Origin of the sequence: Grimontia marina, from assembly GCF_900060185.1 — a bacterium.
GTDB lineage: Bacteria > Pseudomonadota > Gammaproteobacteria > Enterobacterales > Vibrionaceae > Enterovibrio > Enterovibrio marinus.
The window spans coordinates 45571-61123 of the sequence record NZ_FIZY01000025.1; the positions used below are offsets into that span (position 1 = coordinate 45571).

A 15553-nucleotide genomic window follows, 5' to 3' on the forward strand; every position below is an offset into this window, starting at 1 on the left:
GAGAGTCATTATCTTGTCAGAGACATATTCCCAACAATCTTCCAGCACGCGTTCAGTTCTAAAATGGATAGCGACATATTTATTGCCTTATCGGGGCAAAGTTATTGCCGCTGTATTTTTTCTCTTCCTTGGTTCCTTAAGCTGGCTGGCTCTTGGCCAGGCTGTGAAGCTTGTGGTCGATGAAGGCTTTCTTTCTGGCAATGCCACTGAGTTGAACAAATTAGTTTTGGTCATTCTGGGTATTACGGTTGTCAGCGGTTTTGCGACCTTCTGTCGTTTTTACCTGATGAGCTGGTTGGGCGAGCGCGTCAGTGCGGATATCCGAATGACGGTATATCACCATCTTCTGAAGCTCTCGCCTTCTTTTTACGCAAAAGAAAGAACCGGTGAAGTTATCAGTCGGTTTACCGCAGACACTACACTCCTGCAGACGGTAGTGGGTTCGAGCCTTTCGATGGCACTGCGTTCCGGCGTCTCTGTGATTGGTGGTCTAATAATGATGGCGTTCACCAGTATCACTTTAACAGGGCTAGTATTGCTGGCGGTCCCTGTGGTGCTGGTTCCCATTTTCGTATTGGGAAGAAAAGTGCGTCGATTGGCACGTGTGAGTCAGGACAGGGTGGCTGACCTTGGCGCTCATGTGGATGAAACGCTACACGAAATTCGTACTGTTCAATCATACAACCATGAAGATGCTGATGCACATCACTTCAATGGCCGTGTCGAGTCTGTTATGGATGCAGCCAAAATACGAATTCGCTATCGCGCAACGTTAATGGGGTCGGTGGTGTTTCTGTCTATTGTGGCCATTGTCTTGGTCACTTGGGTTGGTGCATTGAGCGTCTTGGATGGCTCATTGACCGCAGGCCAGCTGTCAGCCTTCATGTTTTATGCCTTGTTAGTGGCGGGTGGTGTGGCCACCATTGGCGAGGTAATTGGGGATATTCAACGCGCAGCAGGTGCGACTGAACGGCTGATTGAACTCTCACAAATGGAGCAGGATATTCAGGAGCCGCAGAGTCCGCGCCAATTGCCAGAACCGGTTTCCGGGGCTGTCCGTTTTGACAGCGTCTCTTTCTCCTATCCTGGTGACGAAAACCTCCCGGTATTTCATTCACTCTCTTTTGATGTGAAAGCGGGTGAGCGCATCGCGTTGGTTGGCCCAAGTGGGGCAGGTAAAAGTACGGTTTTTGCGCTGCTTCAACGCTTTTTTGATGTTCAGGAAGGGCACATTGATATAGATGGCGTCAGCATTTCAGACCTCTCAATTGAAACCTTGAGAGAGCAGTTTGCTCTGGTTCCGCAAGAATCGGTGATTTTCGCCACCACTGTGCTTGAGAATGTACGTTACGGTGTACCGGAATCTGGAGAAGAAGCTGTGATAGCTGCATGTAAGGCGGCGAGAGCACATGACTTTATCGTCGAGTTTCCTGACGGTTACCATACTGAATTGGGTGAGCGGGGAGTCCGTCTTTCGGGAGGCCAAAAGCAGCGAATATCTATTGCACGCGCGATATTGGCAGACCGCCCTATTTTACTGTTGGATGAGGCAACCAGTGCCTTGGATGCGGTCAGTGAGCACAAAGTGAAATCAGCGCTTGATGAACTGATGTCGCACAAAACGTCGATAGTGATTGCTCACCGTTTAGCAACGGTCGTCAATGCAGACAAGATACTGGTAATGGACAAAGGGCAAATTGTCGCGACGGGAACACATGATGAATTGATGGATTCTTCCCCACTTTATCGTGAATTCGCAGCCTTGCAGCTAGTATCTGTTAATGACGAAACACCGATGAAAATTGTCGGTGAATGACGGGTGAGTTCCATTACCGGATCGAGTGACTTTACAGATGGGCACTCAGTTCGATGCTGTTTTGAAAACAACTCGAAAGGAGAGGGCTCAATAGAGATAACCCTTGCCTTCCTTAAGAATTCTCCGCCAAAGTGATCTCAGTCTTAAAATTTGACGTTCCAACTACAGTCACTCACGTTTAGTGGAGTTGAGTATGTCGGAGCTAGCCATAGACCTGGCACGCATCCAGTTTGCGTTCACTGTGTCTTTTCACATTATCTTCCCTGCCTTTTCAATTGGGCTTGCAAGCTATATCACTGTGCTTGAAGCATTGCACTTGCGGACCAAACAACACCAATATCTCGAACTCTCCAAATATTGGACGAAGATTTTTGCGGTCACGTTTGGCATGGGTGTGGTGAGTGGTATCGTGATGAGTTACCAGTTCGGGACAAATTGGGGTGTCTTCTCCGACAAAACGGGCCCTGTGCTCGGCCCTTTGATGGGCTATGAAGTGCTTACCGCCTTTTTCCTCGAAGCGGGCTTCCTCGGCATCATGCTGTTTGGGCGCGAGCGTGTGGGTCCAAAACTTCACTTCCTGGCCGTTGCTGTCGTTGCTTTCGTTGCTTTCGGTACTTTGCTGTCCGCAACCTGGATTCTGTCCGTGAATAGTTGGATGCAAACCCCTGCGGGATTCGATTTTAACGACAAGGGCCAATTCGTCGTCACTGACTGGTTCGAAGTCGTATTTAACCCCTCTTTCCCCTATCGCCTCGTTCACATGGTCATTGCTGCTTACCTTACAACGGCTTTCATGGTGGCTGGCGTCGGTGCCTGGCATTTGTTGCGAGCACCACACAATGAGCTAGGGCGGATAAGCTTTTCCATGGGAATGTGGATGGCGGTATTGGTGACGCCTATCCAGATCGTCGCGGGCGATCTACATGGCCTTAATACACTGGAACATCAGCCAATGAAAGTGGCCGCTATGGAAGGGCATTTTGATACGCAGAAAGGTGCGCCACTTATCTTGTTTGGTATTCCGAATGAGGAAACTGAAACGGTTGACTACAAAGTCGAAATCCCCAAATTAGGCAGCATTATCCTGACCCATTCTGTTGATGGCGAAATTAAAGGCCTCAAGTCAGTCCCACCTGAAGAGAGGCCGCCCGTTGCTACTGTGTTCTGGAGTTTCAGAATCATGGTGGGCATTGGTTTCTTAATGTTGGGCATGGGACTGGTGTCGCTGTGGCTTCGCTATAAGAAAACCCTATACGAAACGCCTTGGTTCCTCCGAACCTGCGTGTATGCCGCGCCTTGCGGGTTTTTAGCGATATTAGCGGGTTGGGTGACCACAGAAGTGGGGCGTCAGCCTTATACCGTATACGGATTACTTAAAACGTCGGAGTCCGTGTCACCGATTGATGCCAGTGCCGTTGGTGCATCCCTCGCCGTGTTCGTGGTGGTGTACTTCGTGATATTTGGTGCGGGTATCTACTACCTATTGAAACTGATGAGAAAATCGCCGACCAAGTATGAGCAGGATTTGGATGGGCGTATTGTTACTCGACTTTCACATGGTAACTCGAGCAAAGATATTACCGTGAATCCGCAGCCCGCCTCAGGTAAGGAGTCATAATGGATTACGCAGTTATCTGGGCGGTGATAATCGCTTTTGCAGTATTTGCTTATGTCATTCTTGATGGCTTCGACCTTGGTGTTGGCATACTGTTTCCTTCGCTCAATGATGACGAAAAAGATGCCGCAATGAACTCCATCGCACCGATTTGGGATGGTAATGAAACCTGGCTGGTACTAGGTGGGGGAGGACTGTTTGCGGTCTTCCCTTTGGCGTATGCCATCATCATGCCTGCTGTCTATGCGCCAATTATTGCGATGTTAATCGGACTCATATTTCGTGGTGTCGCGTTTGAATACCGTTACCGTACCAAAAAAGGCCGTTACCTCTGGGATTGGTCTTTCGCAGGTGGCTCGATGGTGGCGACGTTTTCTCAAGGGATGATACTCGGGACTTTGCTTCAAGGAATTGAAGTCGCAGACAGACAATACGCTGGGGGCTGGTTTGACTGGCTGACGCCTTTTTCCCTTTTTTGTGGTCTAGCAGTAACGGCGGGATATACCTTGCTTGGTGGCTGCTGGCTCCTTATAAAAACCACTGGTAGTATCGAAGAGAAGCTATTCATAAAGTGTAAAAAGCTCTCCTTGCTCTTCCTGGGCGCGATAGGTGTGGTGAGCGTTTGGTTGCCATTTATTTCAAGTGACATTGCCGCGAGATGGTTTACTTTCCCGAATGCCGCCGGCTTTTTCCTTATCCCCGCCATTTCAGCGCTTGCGGCCTATCAACTATGGAATGCGTTAAGTACGCGAAGAGCTGGTGCGGCTTATTGCTGGACTCTGGTCATTTACCTGATGGCGTTTGCTGGCTTTGCTATCAGCATCTTCCCTTATATGGTGCCAAGAGCGGTGACACTCTGGGATGCCGCCGCGCCAGATAACAGCCTGATTTTCTTGTTTGCTGGAGCCGTGGTTCTTCTGCCAATTATCATCATTTACTCTGCGTATTCCTATTGGGTGTTCCGCGGTAAGGTTAGAGCAGACGAGGGATACCATGAATAAACTAAGCAAAGCTTTTACGTGGTTTGTCGGATTATGGATAGCAGGTGTACTGGCTGTGAGTGCGCTCGCTTATTTCATTCGCTACACCATGCAGTGGGTAGGATTAGTCTGATCGCATACCCATTTCAGGTACTCGCTGGGCTTTAAAACTGGATATCTATCCAGTTGTTCATTATTCTAATCACAATTATTAGCAACAATTTGAGTTTTGATTGTGATTGGCCGATTACGCGGAATTTTGCTTGAAAAGCAACCCCCTGAAATCCTATTGGAAGTTAATGGCATAGGTTACGAAGTCAGTATGCCCATGAGCTGCTTCTACGAACTGCCAGAAGCGGGTGAAGAAGCGATTGTCTACACACATTTTGTGGTTCGTGAAGATGCACAGTTGCTTTATGGATTCAATACCACCATCGAGCGCGCCCTATTCCGTGAAGTGATAAAAGCCAATGGGGTGGGTCCGAAGCTGGGCCTCGCAATTCTTTCTGGTATGACGGCTACACAATTCGTTGACAGTGTAGAACGTGAAGATGTCTCGACACTGGTCAAAATCCCGGGCGTAGGTAAGAAAACGGCAGAGCGCCTGGTGATTGAAATGCGCGATCGCCTTAAAAACTGGCATGCCTTTGACCTTTTTACACCTCATGCAGATGCTGCAGCCCGTCGCGCGGCGAGCAATGAAACCGTCGTTGTTGCATCTAATGATCCGAAAGATGAAGCGATCAGTGCACTTATCGCGCTCGGTTACAAAGCTGCGCAGGCTGAGAAAGTGGTCAAGCAAGTGGCCGTTGATGGCATGAAGAGCGAAGCGATTATCCGTGATGCGCTGCGTTCAATGGTCTAACAGGGTGATTTGGAATGATTGAAGCTGATCGACTGATGAGCACGGTACCCCCGAGCCGTGAAGACGACGTCATTGACCGCGCCATTCGACCCAAGATGCTGTCGGATTATCAAGGTCAGGATCACGTCCGTAATCAAATGGAAATCTTTATTCATGCGGCACGTAAACGTGAAGAAGCCCTCGATCACTTGCTAATTTTTGGGCCTCCGGGTCTGGGTAAAACCACGCTGGCAAATATTGTCGCCAATGAGATGGAAGTGAACATTCGCACGACCTCAGGCCCTGTGTTGGAAAAAGCAGGAGACTTGGCTGCACTTCTGACCAATCTTGAGCCAAACGATGTGCTCTTCATCGACGAAATCCACCGTTTGAGTCCGGTCGTCGAAGAAGTCCTATACCCAGCAATGGAAGACTATCAACTGGATATCATGATTGGCGAAGGTCCGGCGGCACGCTCCATCAAAATCGATTTGCCTCCCTTTACGCTGGTGGGGGCGACGACTCGGGCAGGCTCTCTGACTTCGCCACTGCGTGACCGCTTCGGGATTACTCAGCGCCTCGAGTATTACAACATTGCTGATCTTAAGGGCATTGTTCAACGCAGCGCGAATTGCCTGAATCTTGATATGGATGAAGAAGGAGCATTTGAAATCGCTCGTCGTGCCCGTGGAACACCACGTATTGCAAACCGTCTTCTTCGCCGCGTTCGTGACTATGCGGAAGTCAAAGCAGATGGTCGAATCAATGCAAATGTGGCCTCGAAAGCCTTAGATATGCTAGATGTCGACAACCAGGGCTTTGACTATATGGACCGCAAATTGCTCACCGCGATTATCGAGAAGTTTGATGGCGGTCCTGTGGGATTGGACAACCTCGCTGCGGCAATTGGCGAAGCCAAAGACACGATTGAAGATGTGCTTGAACCTTATTTGATACAACAAGGTTACCTACAACGTACACCACGAGGGCGTATCGCAAGTCAGCGCGCTTATCTTCATTTTGGTTTTGATATGCCTGAGTGACAAAAGGTTACTATCCGCTTCTTTTCAAAGGCTGGCTTCTTGCCAGCCTTTGCTATTTTTTCCCTCTGAACAATACTTCTAGTGCAATAAGTTCGTGCCAGTGGGTCGCAGGACGTAGCGCTTGCTCACTAGCGTTTTGTTTTGATCTGGATCTTGAATTCAAACGATTTGAACAACCGAAGTTGATTATTTTGACAGCAATCAATGTGTGATTGCTTCAAATGCTTTGAAGCGCATCGCGAGAATGTTTAGTATTAGCTGGCACTATATTAGGAGATGCTTAACAGAATCCTAACCAGTGCGGCACATTCGTGCAACATAAAAAGGGATGGCTGTTTACACGGTCCCCGTAGGGAAGCTCAGTGAAGCGCGGGCTATAAGGCTCGCAGGTGATTAAGCATTTACTTAACGATACGTAAGTGTCGTGCGTCAGTCAGCCTGACGATGAAGGAGTTACTATGTTAACTGATATTGTTGATCTGTCGCGGTTCCAGTTTGCACTGACTGCGATGTATCACTTCTTGTTTGTCCCACTGACTCTGGGTATGGCGTTTCTGCTAGCCATTATGGAGTCTCTGTATGTGATGACCGATAAGCAAATCTACAAGGACATGACCAAGTTCTGGGGTAAGCTGTTTGGTATTAACTTCGCGTTGGGCGTCGCTACCGGCCTCACCATGGAGTTCCAGTTTGGTACTAACTGGGCATACTATTCTCACTATGTCGGCGATATTTTCGGTGCTCCTCTGGCTATCGAAGCGCTGATGGCCTTCTTCCTAGAATCTACCCTTGTAGGTATGTTCTTCTTCGGTTGGGATCGTCTCTCCAAGCGCCAACACCTTACCGTCACTTGGCTAACTGCCATTGGCTCCAACTTTTCAGCGCTATGGATCCTTGTTGCAAACGGCTGGATGCAAAACCCTGTGGGTGCTGAGTTCAACTTCGAAAGCATGCGAATGGAAATGGTGAGCTTTGCTGAAGTTGTGCTTAACCCTGTAGCTCAGGTGAAATTTGTACACACTGTGGCAGCTGGTTACACCACAGGTGCCATGTTTGTGTTGGGTATAAGTGCTTACTATCTCCTTAAAGGCCGTGATGTGGCGTTTGCTCGTCGTTCATTCGCTATTGCTGCGTCGTTTGGTATGGCGGGAATCCTGTCTACTATCGTACTGGGTGATGAATCTGGTTATGAGTTGGGTGATGTTCAGAAAGTAAAACTGGCGGCGATCGAAGCGGAGTGGCACACAGAGCCAGCACCAGCAGCCTTCACCGTATTTGGTTTCCCTAACCAAGAAACCATGGAAACGGACTACGCGATTAAGATCCCGTACGTGATGGGAATTATCGCAACGCGTTCTTTAGATAAGCAAGTGACCGGTCTACATGACATTGTTGATGAGCACGAAGCACGTATCCGTAACGGTATGATTGCTTATGGTTTGCTTGAAAAACTGCGTGCAGGTGAAAGAACGCCTGAAAACCTGGCAGCGTTTGACGACGTGAAGAAAGACCTTGGTTTTGGTCTGCTCCTGAAAGAACAAACACCAAATGTTGTTGATGCGACAGAAGCCCAAATCAAACAAGCGGCGCAAGACTCTATTCCTCAGGTAGCACCGCTATTCTGGAGCTTCCGTATCATGGTCGCTTGTGGTTTCGCAATGCTGTTTATCTTCGGTATGTCTTTCTACCAAACTTGTCGCCAGAAAATCGACGAAAAGCCGTGGCTTCTGAAACTGGCGGTATTGGGTATTCCATTGCCATGGATTGCCTGTGAAGCAGGCTGGTTCGTTGCTGAATATGGTCGTCAGCCGTGGGCGGTGGGTGAAATTCTGCCGGTACACATGGCAGCATCCAATCTTCCTGCGTCAGAAATCATCACTTCTTTGGTCGCCATTGTTACACTGTACACCGTGTTCCTGATTGCTGAAGTATACCTCATGGTTAAATTCGCGCGCTTAGGCCCAAGCAGCCTAAAAACAGGCCGTTATCACTTTGAAACGCTAAAGACCCCTGAAACGGATCTTGCGCGTCAAGTTGAAGCATAAGGAGAGCGTGAAACATGTTTGAATACGAGATTCTACGCCTGATCTGGTGGGTACTGATTGGTGTTTTACTGATTGGCTTCGCCATTACCGATGGCTTTGATATGGGTGTCGGCGCGTTGGTGCCAGTTATTGGTAAAACTGATAACGAGCGCCGAGTGATGATTAACTCTATAGCGCCTCACTGGGATGGTAACCAAGTTTGGTTGATCACCGCTGGTGGTGCGCTGTTCGCAGCGTGGCCGTTGGTCTATGCGGTGTCGTTCTCAGGTTTCTACCTGGCGATGATTCTGACACTGGCGGCATTGTGGCTCCGCCCAATTGGCTTTGACTACCGTTCAAAAATTGAAGACCCACGCTGGCGTAAAACCTGGGATAAAGGCATTTTTGTGGGTAGCTTCGTGCCGCCAATCATCTTTGGTGTGGCATTTGGTAACCTGCTGCAAGGTGTGCCGTTTGAACTGAACGAATTCCTGATCCCAACTTACCGTGGCTCATTCTTTGGCCTGCTGAATCCGTTTGCGATTCTATGTGGCTTGGTCAGTCTGTTCATGATCGTGACGCAAGGCGCGACTTACCTTCAGATGAAAACCACTGATGCGCTTCATGTACGTGCACGTAACGTGGCGCAGATTTCTGCGATTCTGACTGCGGTATGTTTTGCACTTGCTGGCTTCTGGGCGCAAAGCATTGAAGGCTATGTGATCACAAGCGAAATCATGACCAATGCAACGTCGAACCCATTGAACAAAGAAGTGATGACCTTAACCGGTGCACTGTTCAATAACTACGAAGCTTATCCACTACTATGGATTGCACCGGCGTTGGCGGTATTTATGCCGCTGTTGGTTGCCGTATGTGCGCGTTTCGAGCGTGACGGTTTTGCGTTCTTGTTCAACAGCTTTGCGATTGCAGGCGTGATTTTGACAGCAGGTTTTGCGATGTTCCCATTCGTGATGCCTTCCAGCCTGTTCCCAGCTCATAGCCTAACGATGTGGGATGCTACATCAAGCGAGTTGACGCTGAACATTATGACGGGCGTTGCGATTGTGATGGTGCCAATCATTCTGTCTTACACCGCATGGTGTTACTACAAGATGTTTGGCCGTCTTGATGAAAAGTTCATCGAAGAAAACAAAACCTCACTGTACTAAGAGAAGGAAGGAGTTAACCATGTGGTATTTCGCTTGGATTCTAGGTGTATTGCTGGCGTGCTCGTTCGGTATTATCAATGCGCTTTGGTTAGAACACACTGAAGCCATGGATCGTGACAGTGAAGAGTAACTTCACGACTATGTTGGACGGTCTCCATGACCGTCTTCATATCCGTGCGCTCATGCTGTTGTCGCTGGCAATGGCGCTCACATGTGGCGGGTTAGTCATATGGGACCCTCAGACTTTTGCAGATAAAATTGGTGGCTTTACTGTTGCTAATGGTCCCGCACTGATTTGGGCAACCTGTACCGGAATGATTCACGGTATGGCGTTCAAGCCAAGATTCTGGCTTTGGCAGCTTGTTTTCTTTCCACCGTTTGCGTGGGTGGTGATGGGGGTTGTCTTAGTAAAGGCATTCCTTTGACATCCCATTTTCATAAACTGTCACCGACAGCCCGGCTTAAAACAGCCGGGCTGTTTTATTTTGCGCCATTCGTGACCAGCCTCGTCGCTTGGCGCTTTTATTACACTGAGTAAGTCAGTTATAGTATTTCGCTAAACCTTACTATGGATTTCAGGTAATTATCAGGATGAGGAGTCACCATCCGTTTTGCTGGCCTGTTCGCATCTACTACGAAGACACTGATACCGGTGGGATCGTCTATCATGCGAACTACCTCAAATACTTTGAGCGTGCGCGAACAGAACTTCTGCGCAGCATTGGTGTCCATCAACATACGTTATTTGAAGAACATACGGCGTTTGTCGTACGTCATATGGACATCGATTTCCTTAAAGGCGCAAGGCTTGACGAAGAACTTATCGTTCAAACAACGGTACCTGATATTCGTCGCGCTACCCTCACATTCTGTCAAGATTTGGTGAATTCAGAAGGCGATGTGTTGTGTCGTGCCACCGTTAAGGTAGCCTGTGTCGATTCTGAGAAAATGAAGCCGAAATCCATCCCTAAATCGATTCAATCGGAGATTTTAAGTGAGCGCTGAACTTTCAATTCTTGATCTGTTCTTGCAGGCGAGTCTGCTGGTTAAAGCAGTGATGTTGGTTCTGCTGGGCATGTCTGTTGTGTCTTGGGCAATGATCATTAAGCGTTCGCAGGTGCTTTCAGAGGCGTCATCGAAAGCAGAGCGTTTTGAAGACCGTTTCTGGTCTGGTATGGACTTGTCTCAACTATTCCAAGAAGTGCAGGCGCGCAAAGACAACCTGTCAGGCAGTGAGCAAATCTTCTACTCAGGCTTTAAAGAGTTTGCCCGTCTTCACCGCAGCAATGGCAAAGTTCCAGAAGCTGTGATGGAAGGCACTTCCCGAGCAATGCGCGTTTCTCTTTCAAAAGAAGTGGAATCGCTGGAAACCAATCTGCCATTCCTTGCAACCGTTGGTTCAATTACGCCTTACATCGGCCTGTTTGGTACCGTTTGGGGCATCATGCATGCATTTATCGCTTTGGGTGCTGTGAAGCAGGCAACACTGGCAATGGTAGCACCGGGTATTGCAGAGGCGCTGGTGGCAACAGCGATGGGTCTATTTGCCGCTATCCCAGCTGTTATGGCGTACAACCGATTTACCGCGAAAGTGGGTAAGCTTGAGAACAACTATATCAACTTCATGGAAGAGTTTTCGAGCATTCTCCACCGCCAGGCGTTTGCTTCACCGAAGGAGTAATGTATGCCTTACCAGCGTAAACGGCGGAAAATGAACGCCGAAATCAACGTGGTGCCATACATTGACGTGATGTTGGTACTCTTGATTATCTTTATGGTAACTGCACCTTTTGTCACGCAGGGCGTGGATGTGGATCTCCCACAAACGTCGACGGCGAAAACCGCCGCGGAGCTTGCAAAAGAAGAGGACAGCGGTGCATTTATCATCGTAGAAGTTGATCAAAATGGTGGTTTGGGACTTTCAGTGAATAATGGAGACATGCAACGCGGTCTGTCACTTCAGGATCTGCTTATCCGTGTGAAGGCAGAGCTGGAAATTAACCCGAAATCACCTGTGTTGGTCGGTGGTGATGGGCGCGTGCCGTATTCAGAAATCATTCTCACCTTGGATGCATTGAACCAAGCTGGGGTTTCATCAGTGGGCTTGATGACGGAACCGCTTGATTCATGAGAGATGGAATGAAGAAAACTCAAAAGTCGGGCTATACGGGCGCAACCTTCGTTTCTGTATTGTTACACGCCGCATTGTTCGGTGTTTTACTTTGGGGGGCAGACTTTACGAAAGTCTCCCACCAACCTGTCGGGCAAAGTATTGAAGCTGTGGTTATCGACCCGAGTGTAGTGAATGAGCAGGCGAGAAAGATCCGTCAACAGCGGGACGAAGCCAAACGTCAGGAAGATGATCGTCTTCGCCGTCTAGAACAACAAGCTGACTTGCTCGAGCAGCAACGCGAGCAGGAAGAAAAACGCCTGCGTGAGCTGAGAGCAGAAAAGCTAGCCGCTGAAAAAGAGGCTCGAGAAGCGGAAGTCGAGCGTAAGCGAATTGCTGATGCCAAGAGAAAAGCTGCTGAAGAGCAACGTAAAGCAGAAGAAGCTACGCGCATTGCTCAGGAAAAAGCCGCTTCAGCCGAAGCTGAACGTGTTCGTCGTGTAGAGGAGCAACGCAAAGCGGAAGAAGCGGCGAAGAAAGCAGAAGCAGACCGTCAACGCGCCGTGGAAGAGCAGCGTAAAGCTGAGGAAGAACGTCAACGTAAACTGGCTGAAAAGCAGCGTGCTGAAGAAGAAGCACGCAAAGCGGAAGAAGAACGCCAACGTAAGTTAGCCGAGAAGAAAAAAGCCGAAGAGGAAGCCCGTAAAGCAGAAGCTGCGCGCAAAGAAGCTGAGCGCAAAGCTGCAGAAGCTCAGCGGAAGCAGGCAGAGCAGGAGGCTGCCCTCAACGAGCTTTTTAGCGGTCTCGAGTCGGAATCTGAAAGCAGGGGATCGGCTCGAGGGCAACAGGTTTCAAATGAAGTTGCTCGCTATATGGGTATTTACAAAGACATGATCTCTCGTAAATACAACAGAGATGCTGTGCCTGATGGGCAAGGCTGTGAAGTTAGATTGACACTGTCTGGAACTGGGTTAGTGTTGGACGTTCAAGAGTTGAGCGGAAATGCTAGAGCTTGTCGAGCCGCGAGTTCGGCAATTTTTGCTGTCGGCACTTTTCCAATGTCTGAAGACGACGCAGTAAGAGAACAATTTAGAGCGTTTACCTTTGAGTTCAGGCCAAATGATTAGAGGATTTTAGATGCTGAAACGATTTCTTGTAAGTGCATTCGCCACTTTTCTTGCATTCTCCCCTCCGGCTTTTGCCGAGCTTAGAATCGTGATTACAGAGGGCATCAGTTCCGCGCGCCCAATTGCCATTGTTCCTTTTAAATGGGAAGGCGAAGGTAAACTTCCTACGGATGTTTCAGCGGTCGTTGCTTCGGATTTACAGCGAAGCGGTAAGTTTAGCCCGATACCAATCGACAAAATGCCACAAACGCCATACAACGACGAGCAGATCGATTTTAATGACTGGACTGCAATGGGTGTGGATGCGCTGGTGACAGGCACTATCAGCCCAGCGGCAGATGGTAAGTACCTGATTACCTATCAGTTGATTGATATTGTTCGTGGCCAATTGACGGGCGGCCAGAGCAAAGGGCTTTCTGCAACCGGCGAACTGGTGCTGACCAAAGATCATCTGTTGTTGAACAACCGCAAAGTCGTTGGAAATAATCAACTTCGCCAGTATGCACACCGTATTTCTGATCTGGTTTATGAAAAGCTTACCGGAGAAAAAGGTGCGTTTTTGACTCGCATTGCTTATGTAGTGGTGGACGATAAGGCTGAATTTCCTTATCAACTGCGCATTTCTGACTACGATGGTTTCAATGAAATGCGGTTTTTGAGCTCTAAGCAGCCGCTTATGTCGCCAGCATGGTCTCCTGATGGCAAATATTTAGCGTATGTAAGCTTTGAGAATGGTCAGGCACAGATTTTCTTGATGAATATCTTCACTGGCGTGCCAGAATTGATTTCTTCATTCCCACGTCACAACGGTTCTCCACGCTTCTCTCCGGACGGGAGCAAGCTGGCGTTGGTGTTGTCCAAAACCGGTAGTCTTCAAGTTTATGTGATGGACTTGAAAACCCGTAAACTGGAGCAAATCACCAAAGGTCGTGCGAATAACACGGAACCATTCTGGGATCCAGACGGGCAGTCTTTGATCTTTACCTCAGACCGGGGTGGTAAACCACAGATTTATCGAGTAAATTTAGCCGATGGTTCTACCAATAGGATTACTTGGCAAGGTAGTCAGAACCTCGGCGGTCAACTTACCCCGGATGGTAGATACCTGGTGATGGTTCACCGCTCTGACTCAGGCTACAACATTGCAAAACAAGATTTGCAAACGGGTGCTGTTGAGATTCTAACGAAAACTATGTTGGACGAATCTCCGAGCTTGGCGCCAAACGGCGGTATGGTCATTTACAGCTCAGTTTACGGGCGTAATAACGTGCTTTCTTTGGTGTCCATTGATGGACGCTTCAAAGCGAGACTACCAGCTACCAATGGCAGGGTGAGAGCCCCAGCATGGTCCCCGTTCCAATAAACATTTGCGCTTATTTGATATAAGGAAAACAAGATGCAAGTTAATAAAGTACTTAAGGGTTTGGCTGTAGCGCTGCCTATGTTTACTCTGGCGGCATGTAGCTCAAGCGACAGCTCTACCGACAGCACTGGCACCGAAACAAACAACGGTTCACAAACCACTGTTGTGACTCCAGTTGATGGCGGTCAAGGCAGCCTGACTGAGCAAGAGATCCGTAACAACGAACTGCGTCAGTCTCAAACTGTTTACTTCAGCTTCGACGACTACTCTGTTCTGCCACAGTTTGAAGATATGCTGGATGCACATGCAGAATTCTTGCGCGCTAATGCAGATATCAAAGTCGTTGTAGAAGGTCATGCAGATGAGCGTGGTACTCCTGAGTACAACATCGCGCTGGGTGAGCGCCGTGCAAATGCAGTAGCTAAGTACCTGCAAGCACTGGGTGTACCAGCATCTCAAATTTCTATCGTAAGCTATGGCGAAGAAAAGCCACTGGTTCTTGGCCAGGGTGAAGAAGCTTACGCGAAGAACCGCCGTGCGGTTCTGGTTTACTAATCAAAGGTAAATCTTATGAACAGTAACACTTTGCGTGCTCTATCGCTGGCGTTACTGGTGAGTGCGGCAGCCCCTGTGGCTGCCGCACCTGCTCCGGTGACTGAGTTGGGCGGTAGTGGTAGCTCTGTTGAGCGCTTGGAGCGAATGCTGGAAGCTCGAAACCAGATGCAAATCGACATGCAGCGCCAACTGGACCAGATGGCGAGCGAACTCGATGAGTTACGTGGCACGGTCGAAAGAAATAATTACGAATTAAATCAGATGCTGGAACGTCAGCGCGATCTTTACCGTGAGATTGACTCGCTGAGAAACGCGAAGCCAGCACCTGCTGTTGAAGTGAAACCTCAGGAAAGTGCTTCAACGGAAAAGTACTCGGCGAATCAGTCTGAGAATACGGAATATGATGCGGCAGTGAATCTTATCCTGAAAGAGAAGAACTACGCTGGTGCAACACAAGCGTTTAATGCATTCTTGGCTAAATACCCTGAGTCAATTTACAAGCCCAATGCGCATTATTGGCTGGGGCAACTCTACTTCTCAAAAAGCCAGTTAGACGATGCGAAGAAAAACTTCACGGCGGTGAGCCAGTTTGCTAAATCAAGTAAACGTGCCGATGCACTGTTGAAGTTGGGCATTATTGCTGACCGTCAGAAAGATGCGGCGGCAGCCAAAACCCTCTTTAAGCAAGTTGTGAAGGAATATCCTGGCACAACCACGGCAAAACAAGCTGAGAAGCAGTTGAGCCAATAAGTTTTAAAAGTGTCACTCAAGAAAGCCAGCATGATTGCTGGCTTTCTTATATCTAAATGAATCAACTTGGGTGTCATTGATATTACGCTTTAGCGTCATAAAAGATGAAAACTCGATACCAAGCTGGGTATAATGACCGGATTGGAAGCCAAAT

Annotated in this window: 17 protein-coding genes; all 17 read left to right on the forward strand. The window is 48.6% G+C overall.

What is annotated here, in order from left to right; translation table 11 throughout:
• Positions 1-13: 13 nt before the first annotated feature.
• On the forward strand, positions 14-1816 hold the full coding sequence (locus GMA8713_RS13845; protein WP_062710870.1) for an ABC transporter transmembrane domain-containing protein: 1803 nt from the start codon (positions 14-16) through the stop codon (positions 1814-1816).
• A 193-nt stretch (positions 1817-2009) separates the two neighbouring features.
• Positions 2010-3434, forward strand: a complete 1425-nt coding sequence (locus GMA8713_RS13850; protein ID WP_062710871.1) for a cytochrome ubiquinol oxidase subunit I — start codon at positions 2010-2012, stop codon at positions 3432-3434.
• A complete protein-coding gene (gene cydB / locus GMA8713_RS13855) occupies positions 3434-4432 on the forward strand; it encodes a cytochrome d ubiquinol oxidase subunit II (protein WP_062710872.1) in 999 nt (332 codons plus the stop codon). Before GMA8713_RS13850 ends, cydB (GMA8713_RS13855) begins: the two co-directional genes overlap by 1 nt.
• Positions 4425-4544 carry a DUF2474 family protein gene (locus GMA8713_RS27345; protein ID WP_157515612.1) on the forward strand — a complete coding sequence of 40 codons (120 nt, stop codon included), beginning with the start codon at positions 4425-4427 and terminating at the stop codon, positions 4542-4544. Before cydB (GMA8713_RS13855) ends, GMA8713_RS27345 begins: the two co-directional genes overlap by 8 nt.
• Before the next feature lie 102 nt (positions 4545-4646).
• Positions 4647-5276: a Holliday junction branch migration protein RuvA gene (gene ruvA, locus GMA8713_RS13860; RefSeq protein ID WP_062710877.1), complete on the forward strand. Its 630-nt coding sequence runs from the start codon at positions 4647-4649 to the stop codon at positions 5274-5276.
• 14 nt (positions 5277-5290) lie between these two features.
• Positions 5291-6298 carry a Holliday junction branch migration DNA helicase RuvB gene (gene ruvB, locus GMA8713_RS13865; protein WP_062710880.1) on the forward strand — a complete coding sequence of 336 codons (1008 nt, stop codon included), beginning with the start codon at positions 5291-5293 and terminating at the stop codon, positions 6296-6298.
• Between the two features lie 458 nt (positions 6299-6756).
• Positions 6757-8343, forward strand: a complete 1587-nt coding sequence (gene cydA, locus GMA8713_RS13870) for a cytochrome ubiquinol oxidase subunit I (RefSeq protein WP_062710883.1) — start codon at positions 6757-6759, stop codon at positions 8341-8343.
• A gap of 14 nt (positions 8344-8357) precedes the next feature.
• Positions 8358-9494 carry a cytochrome d ubiquinol oxidase subunit II gene (gene cydB, locus GMA8713_RS13875; RefSeq protein WP_062710886.1) on the forward strand — a complete coding sequence of 379 codons (1137 nt, stop codon included), beginning with the start codon at positions 8358-8360 and terminating at the stop codon, positions 9492-9494.
• A gap of 19 nt (positions 9495-9513) precedes the next feature.
• On the forward strand, positions 9514-9624 hold the full coding sequence (gene cydX, locus GMA8713_RS13880) for a cytochrome bd-I oxidase subunit CydX (RefSeq protein WP_039849945.1): 111 nt from the start codon (positions 9514-9516) through the stop codon (positions 9622-9624).
• A 10-nt stretch (positions 9625-9634) separates the two neighbouring features.
• A complete protein-coding gene (locus GMA8713_RS13885; protein ID WP_062710890.1) occupies positions 9635-9919 on the forward strand; it encodes a cyd operon YbgE family protein in 285 nt (94 codons plus the stop codon).
• A 166-nt stretch (positions 9920-10085) separates the two neighbouring features.
• Positions 10086-10499: a tol-pal system-associated acyl-CoA thioesterase gene (ybgC, locus tag GMA8713_RS13890; protein ID WP_062710893.1), complete on the forward strand. Its 414-nt coding sequence runs from the start codon at positions 10086-10088 to the stop codon at positions 10497-10499.
• Positions 10489-11175 (forward strand): protein TolQ, encoded by a 687-nt coding sequence (gene tolQ, locus GMA8713_RS13895; protein WP_046306749.1) that lies wholly within the window; start codon positions 10489-10491, stop codon positions 11173-11175. The genes ybgC and tolQ overlap by 11 nt, the downstream gene beginning before the upstream one ends.
• Before the next feature lie 3 nt (positions 11176-11178).
• Entirely contained in the window at positions 11179-11625 is a 447-nt protein-coding gene (gene tolR / locus GMA8713_RS13900; RefSeq protein WP_062710895.1) for a protein TolR, read from the forward strand.
• Positions 11626-11633: 8 nt separating this feature from the next.
• Positions 11634-12731 carry a cell envelope integrity protein TolA gene (gene tolA, locus GMA8713_RS13905; RefSeq protein ID WP_062710930.1) on the forward strand — a complete coding sequence of 366 codons (1098 nt, stop codon included), beginning with the start codon at positions 11634-11636 and terminating at the stop codon, positions 12729-12731.
• Positions 12732-12741: 10 nt separating this feature from the next.
• The gene (tolB, locus tag GMA8713_RS13910) at positions 12742-14094 is read left to right on the forward strand and encodes a Tol-Pal system beta propeller repeat protein TolB (protein WP_062710898.1); all 1353 of its coding nucleotides are present in this window, start codon (positions 12742-12744) and stop codon (positions 14092-14094) included.
• 33 nt (positions 14095-14127) lie between these two features.
• Positions 14128-14649 carry a peptidoglycan-associated lipoprotein Pal gene (gene pal, locus GMA8713_RS13915; protein WP_062710903.1) on the forward strand — a complete coding sequence of 174 codons (522 nt, stop codon included), beginning with the start codon at positions 14128-14130 and terminating at the stop codon, positions 14647-14649.
• A 15-nt stretch (positions 14650-14664) separates the two neighbouring features.
• Positions 14665-15399 carry a tol-pal system protein YbgF gene (ybgF, locus tag GMA8713_RS13920; RefSeq protein ID WP_062710905.1) on the forward strand — a complete coding sequence of 245 codons (735 nt, stop codon included), beginning with the start codon at positions 14665-14667 and terminating at the stop codon, positions 15397-15399.
• Positions 15400-15553 lie beyond the last annotated feature (154 nt).

What these genes read in the sequence shown, in the direction of transcription:
- GMA8713_RS13850 (WP_062710871.1), top strand. Translation starts at nt 2,010, where the DNA reads ATGTCGGAGCTAGCCATAGACCTGGCACGCATCCAGTTTGCGTTCACT.
- cydB (WP_062710872.1), top strand. Translation starts at nt 3,434, where the DNA reads ATGGATTACGCAGTTATCTGGGCGGTGATAATCGCTTTTGCAGTATTT.
- GMA8713_RS27345 (WP_157515612.1), top strand. Translation starts at nt 4,425, where the DNA reads ATGAATAAACTAAGCAAAGCTTTTACGTGGTTTGTCGGATTATGGATA.
- ruvB (WP_062710880.1), top strand. Translation starts at nt 5,291, where the DNA reads ATGATTGAAGCTGATCGACTGATGAGCACGGTACCCCCGAGCCGTGAA.
- cydA (WP_062710883.1), top strand. Translation starts at nt 6,757, where the DNA reads ATGTTAACTGATATTGTTGATCTGTCGCGGTTCCAGTTTGCACTGACT.
- cydB (WP_062710886.1), top strand. Translation starts at nt 8,358, where the DNA reads ATGTTTGAATACGAGATTCTACGCCTGATCTGGTGGGTACTGATTGGT.
- cydX (WP_039849945.1), top strand. Translation starts at nt 9,514, where the DNA reads ATGTGGTATTTCGCTTGGATTCTAGGTGTATTGCTGGCGTGCTCGTTC.
- GMA8713_RS13885 (WP_062710890.1), top strand. Translation starts at nt 9,635, where the DNA reads ATGTTGGACGGTCTCCATGACCGTCTTCATATCCGTGCGCTCATGCTG.
- ybgC (WP_062710893.1), top strand. Translation starts at nt 10,086, where the DNA reads ATGAGGAGTCACCATCCGTTTTGCTGGCCTGTTCGCATCTACTACGAA.
- tolR (WP_062710895.1), top strand. Translation starts at nt 11,179, where the DNA reads ATGCCTTACCAGCGTAAACGGCGGAAAATGAACGCCGAAATCAACGTG.
- tolA (WP_062710930.1), top strand. Translation starts at nt 11,634, where the DNA reads ATGAAGAAAACTCAAAAGTCGGGCTATACGGGCGCAACCTTCGTTTCT.
- tolB (WP_062710898.1), top strand. Translation starts at nt 12,742, where the DNA reads ATGCTGAAACGATTTCTTGTAAGTGCATTCGCCACTTTTCTTGCATTC.
- pal (WP_062710903.1), top strand. Translation starts at nt 14,128, where the DNA reads ATGCAAGTTAATAAAGTACTTAAGGGTTTGGCTGTAGCGCTGCCTATG.
- ybgF (WP_062710905.1), top strand. Translation starts at nt 14,665, where the DNA reads ATGAACAGTAACACTTTGCGTGCTCTATCGCTGGCGTTACTGGTGAGT.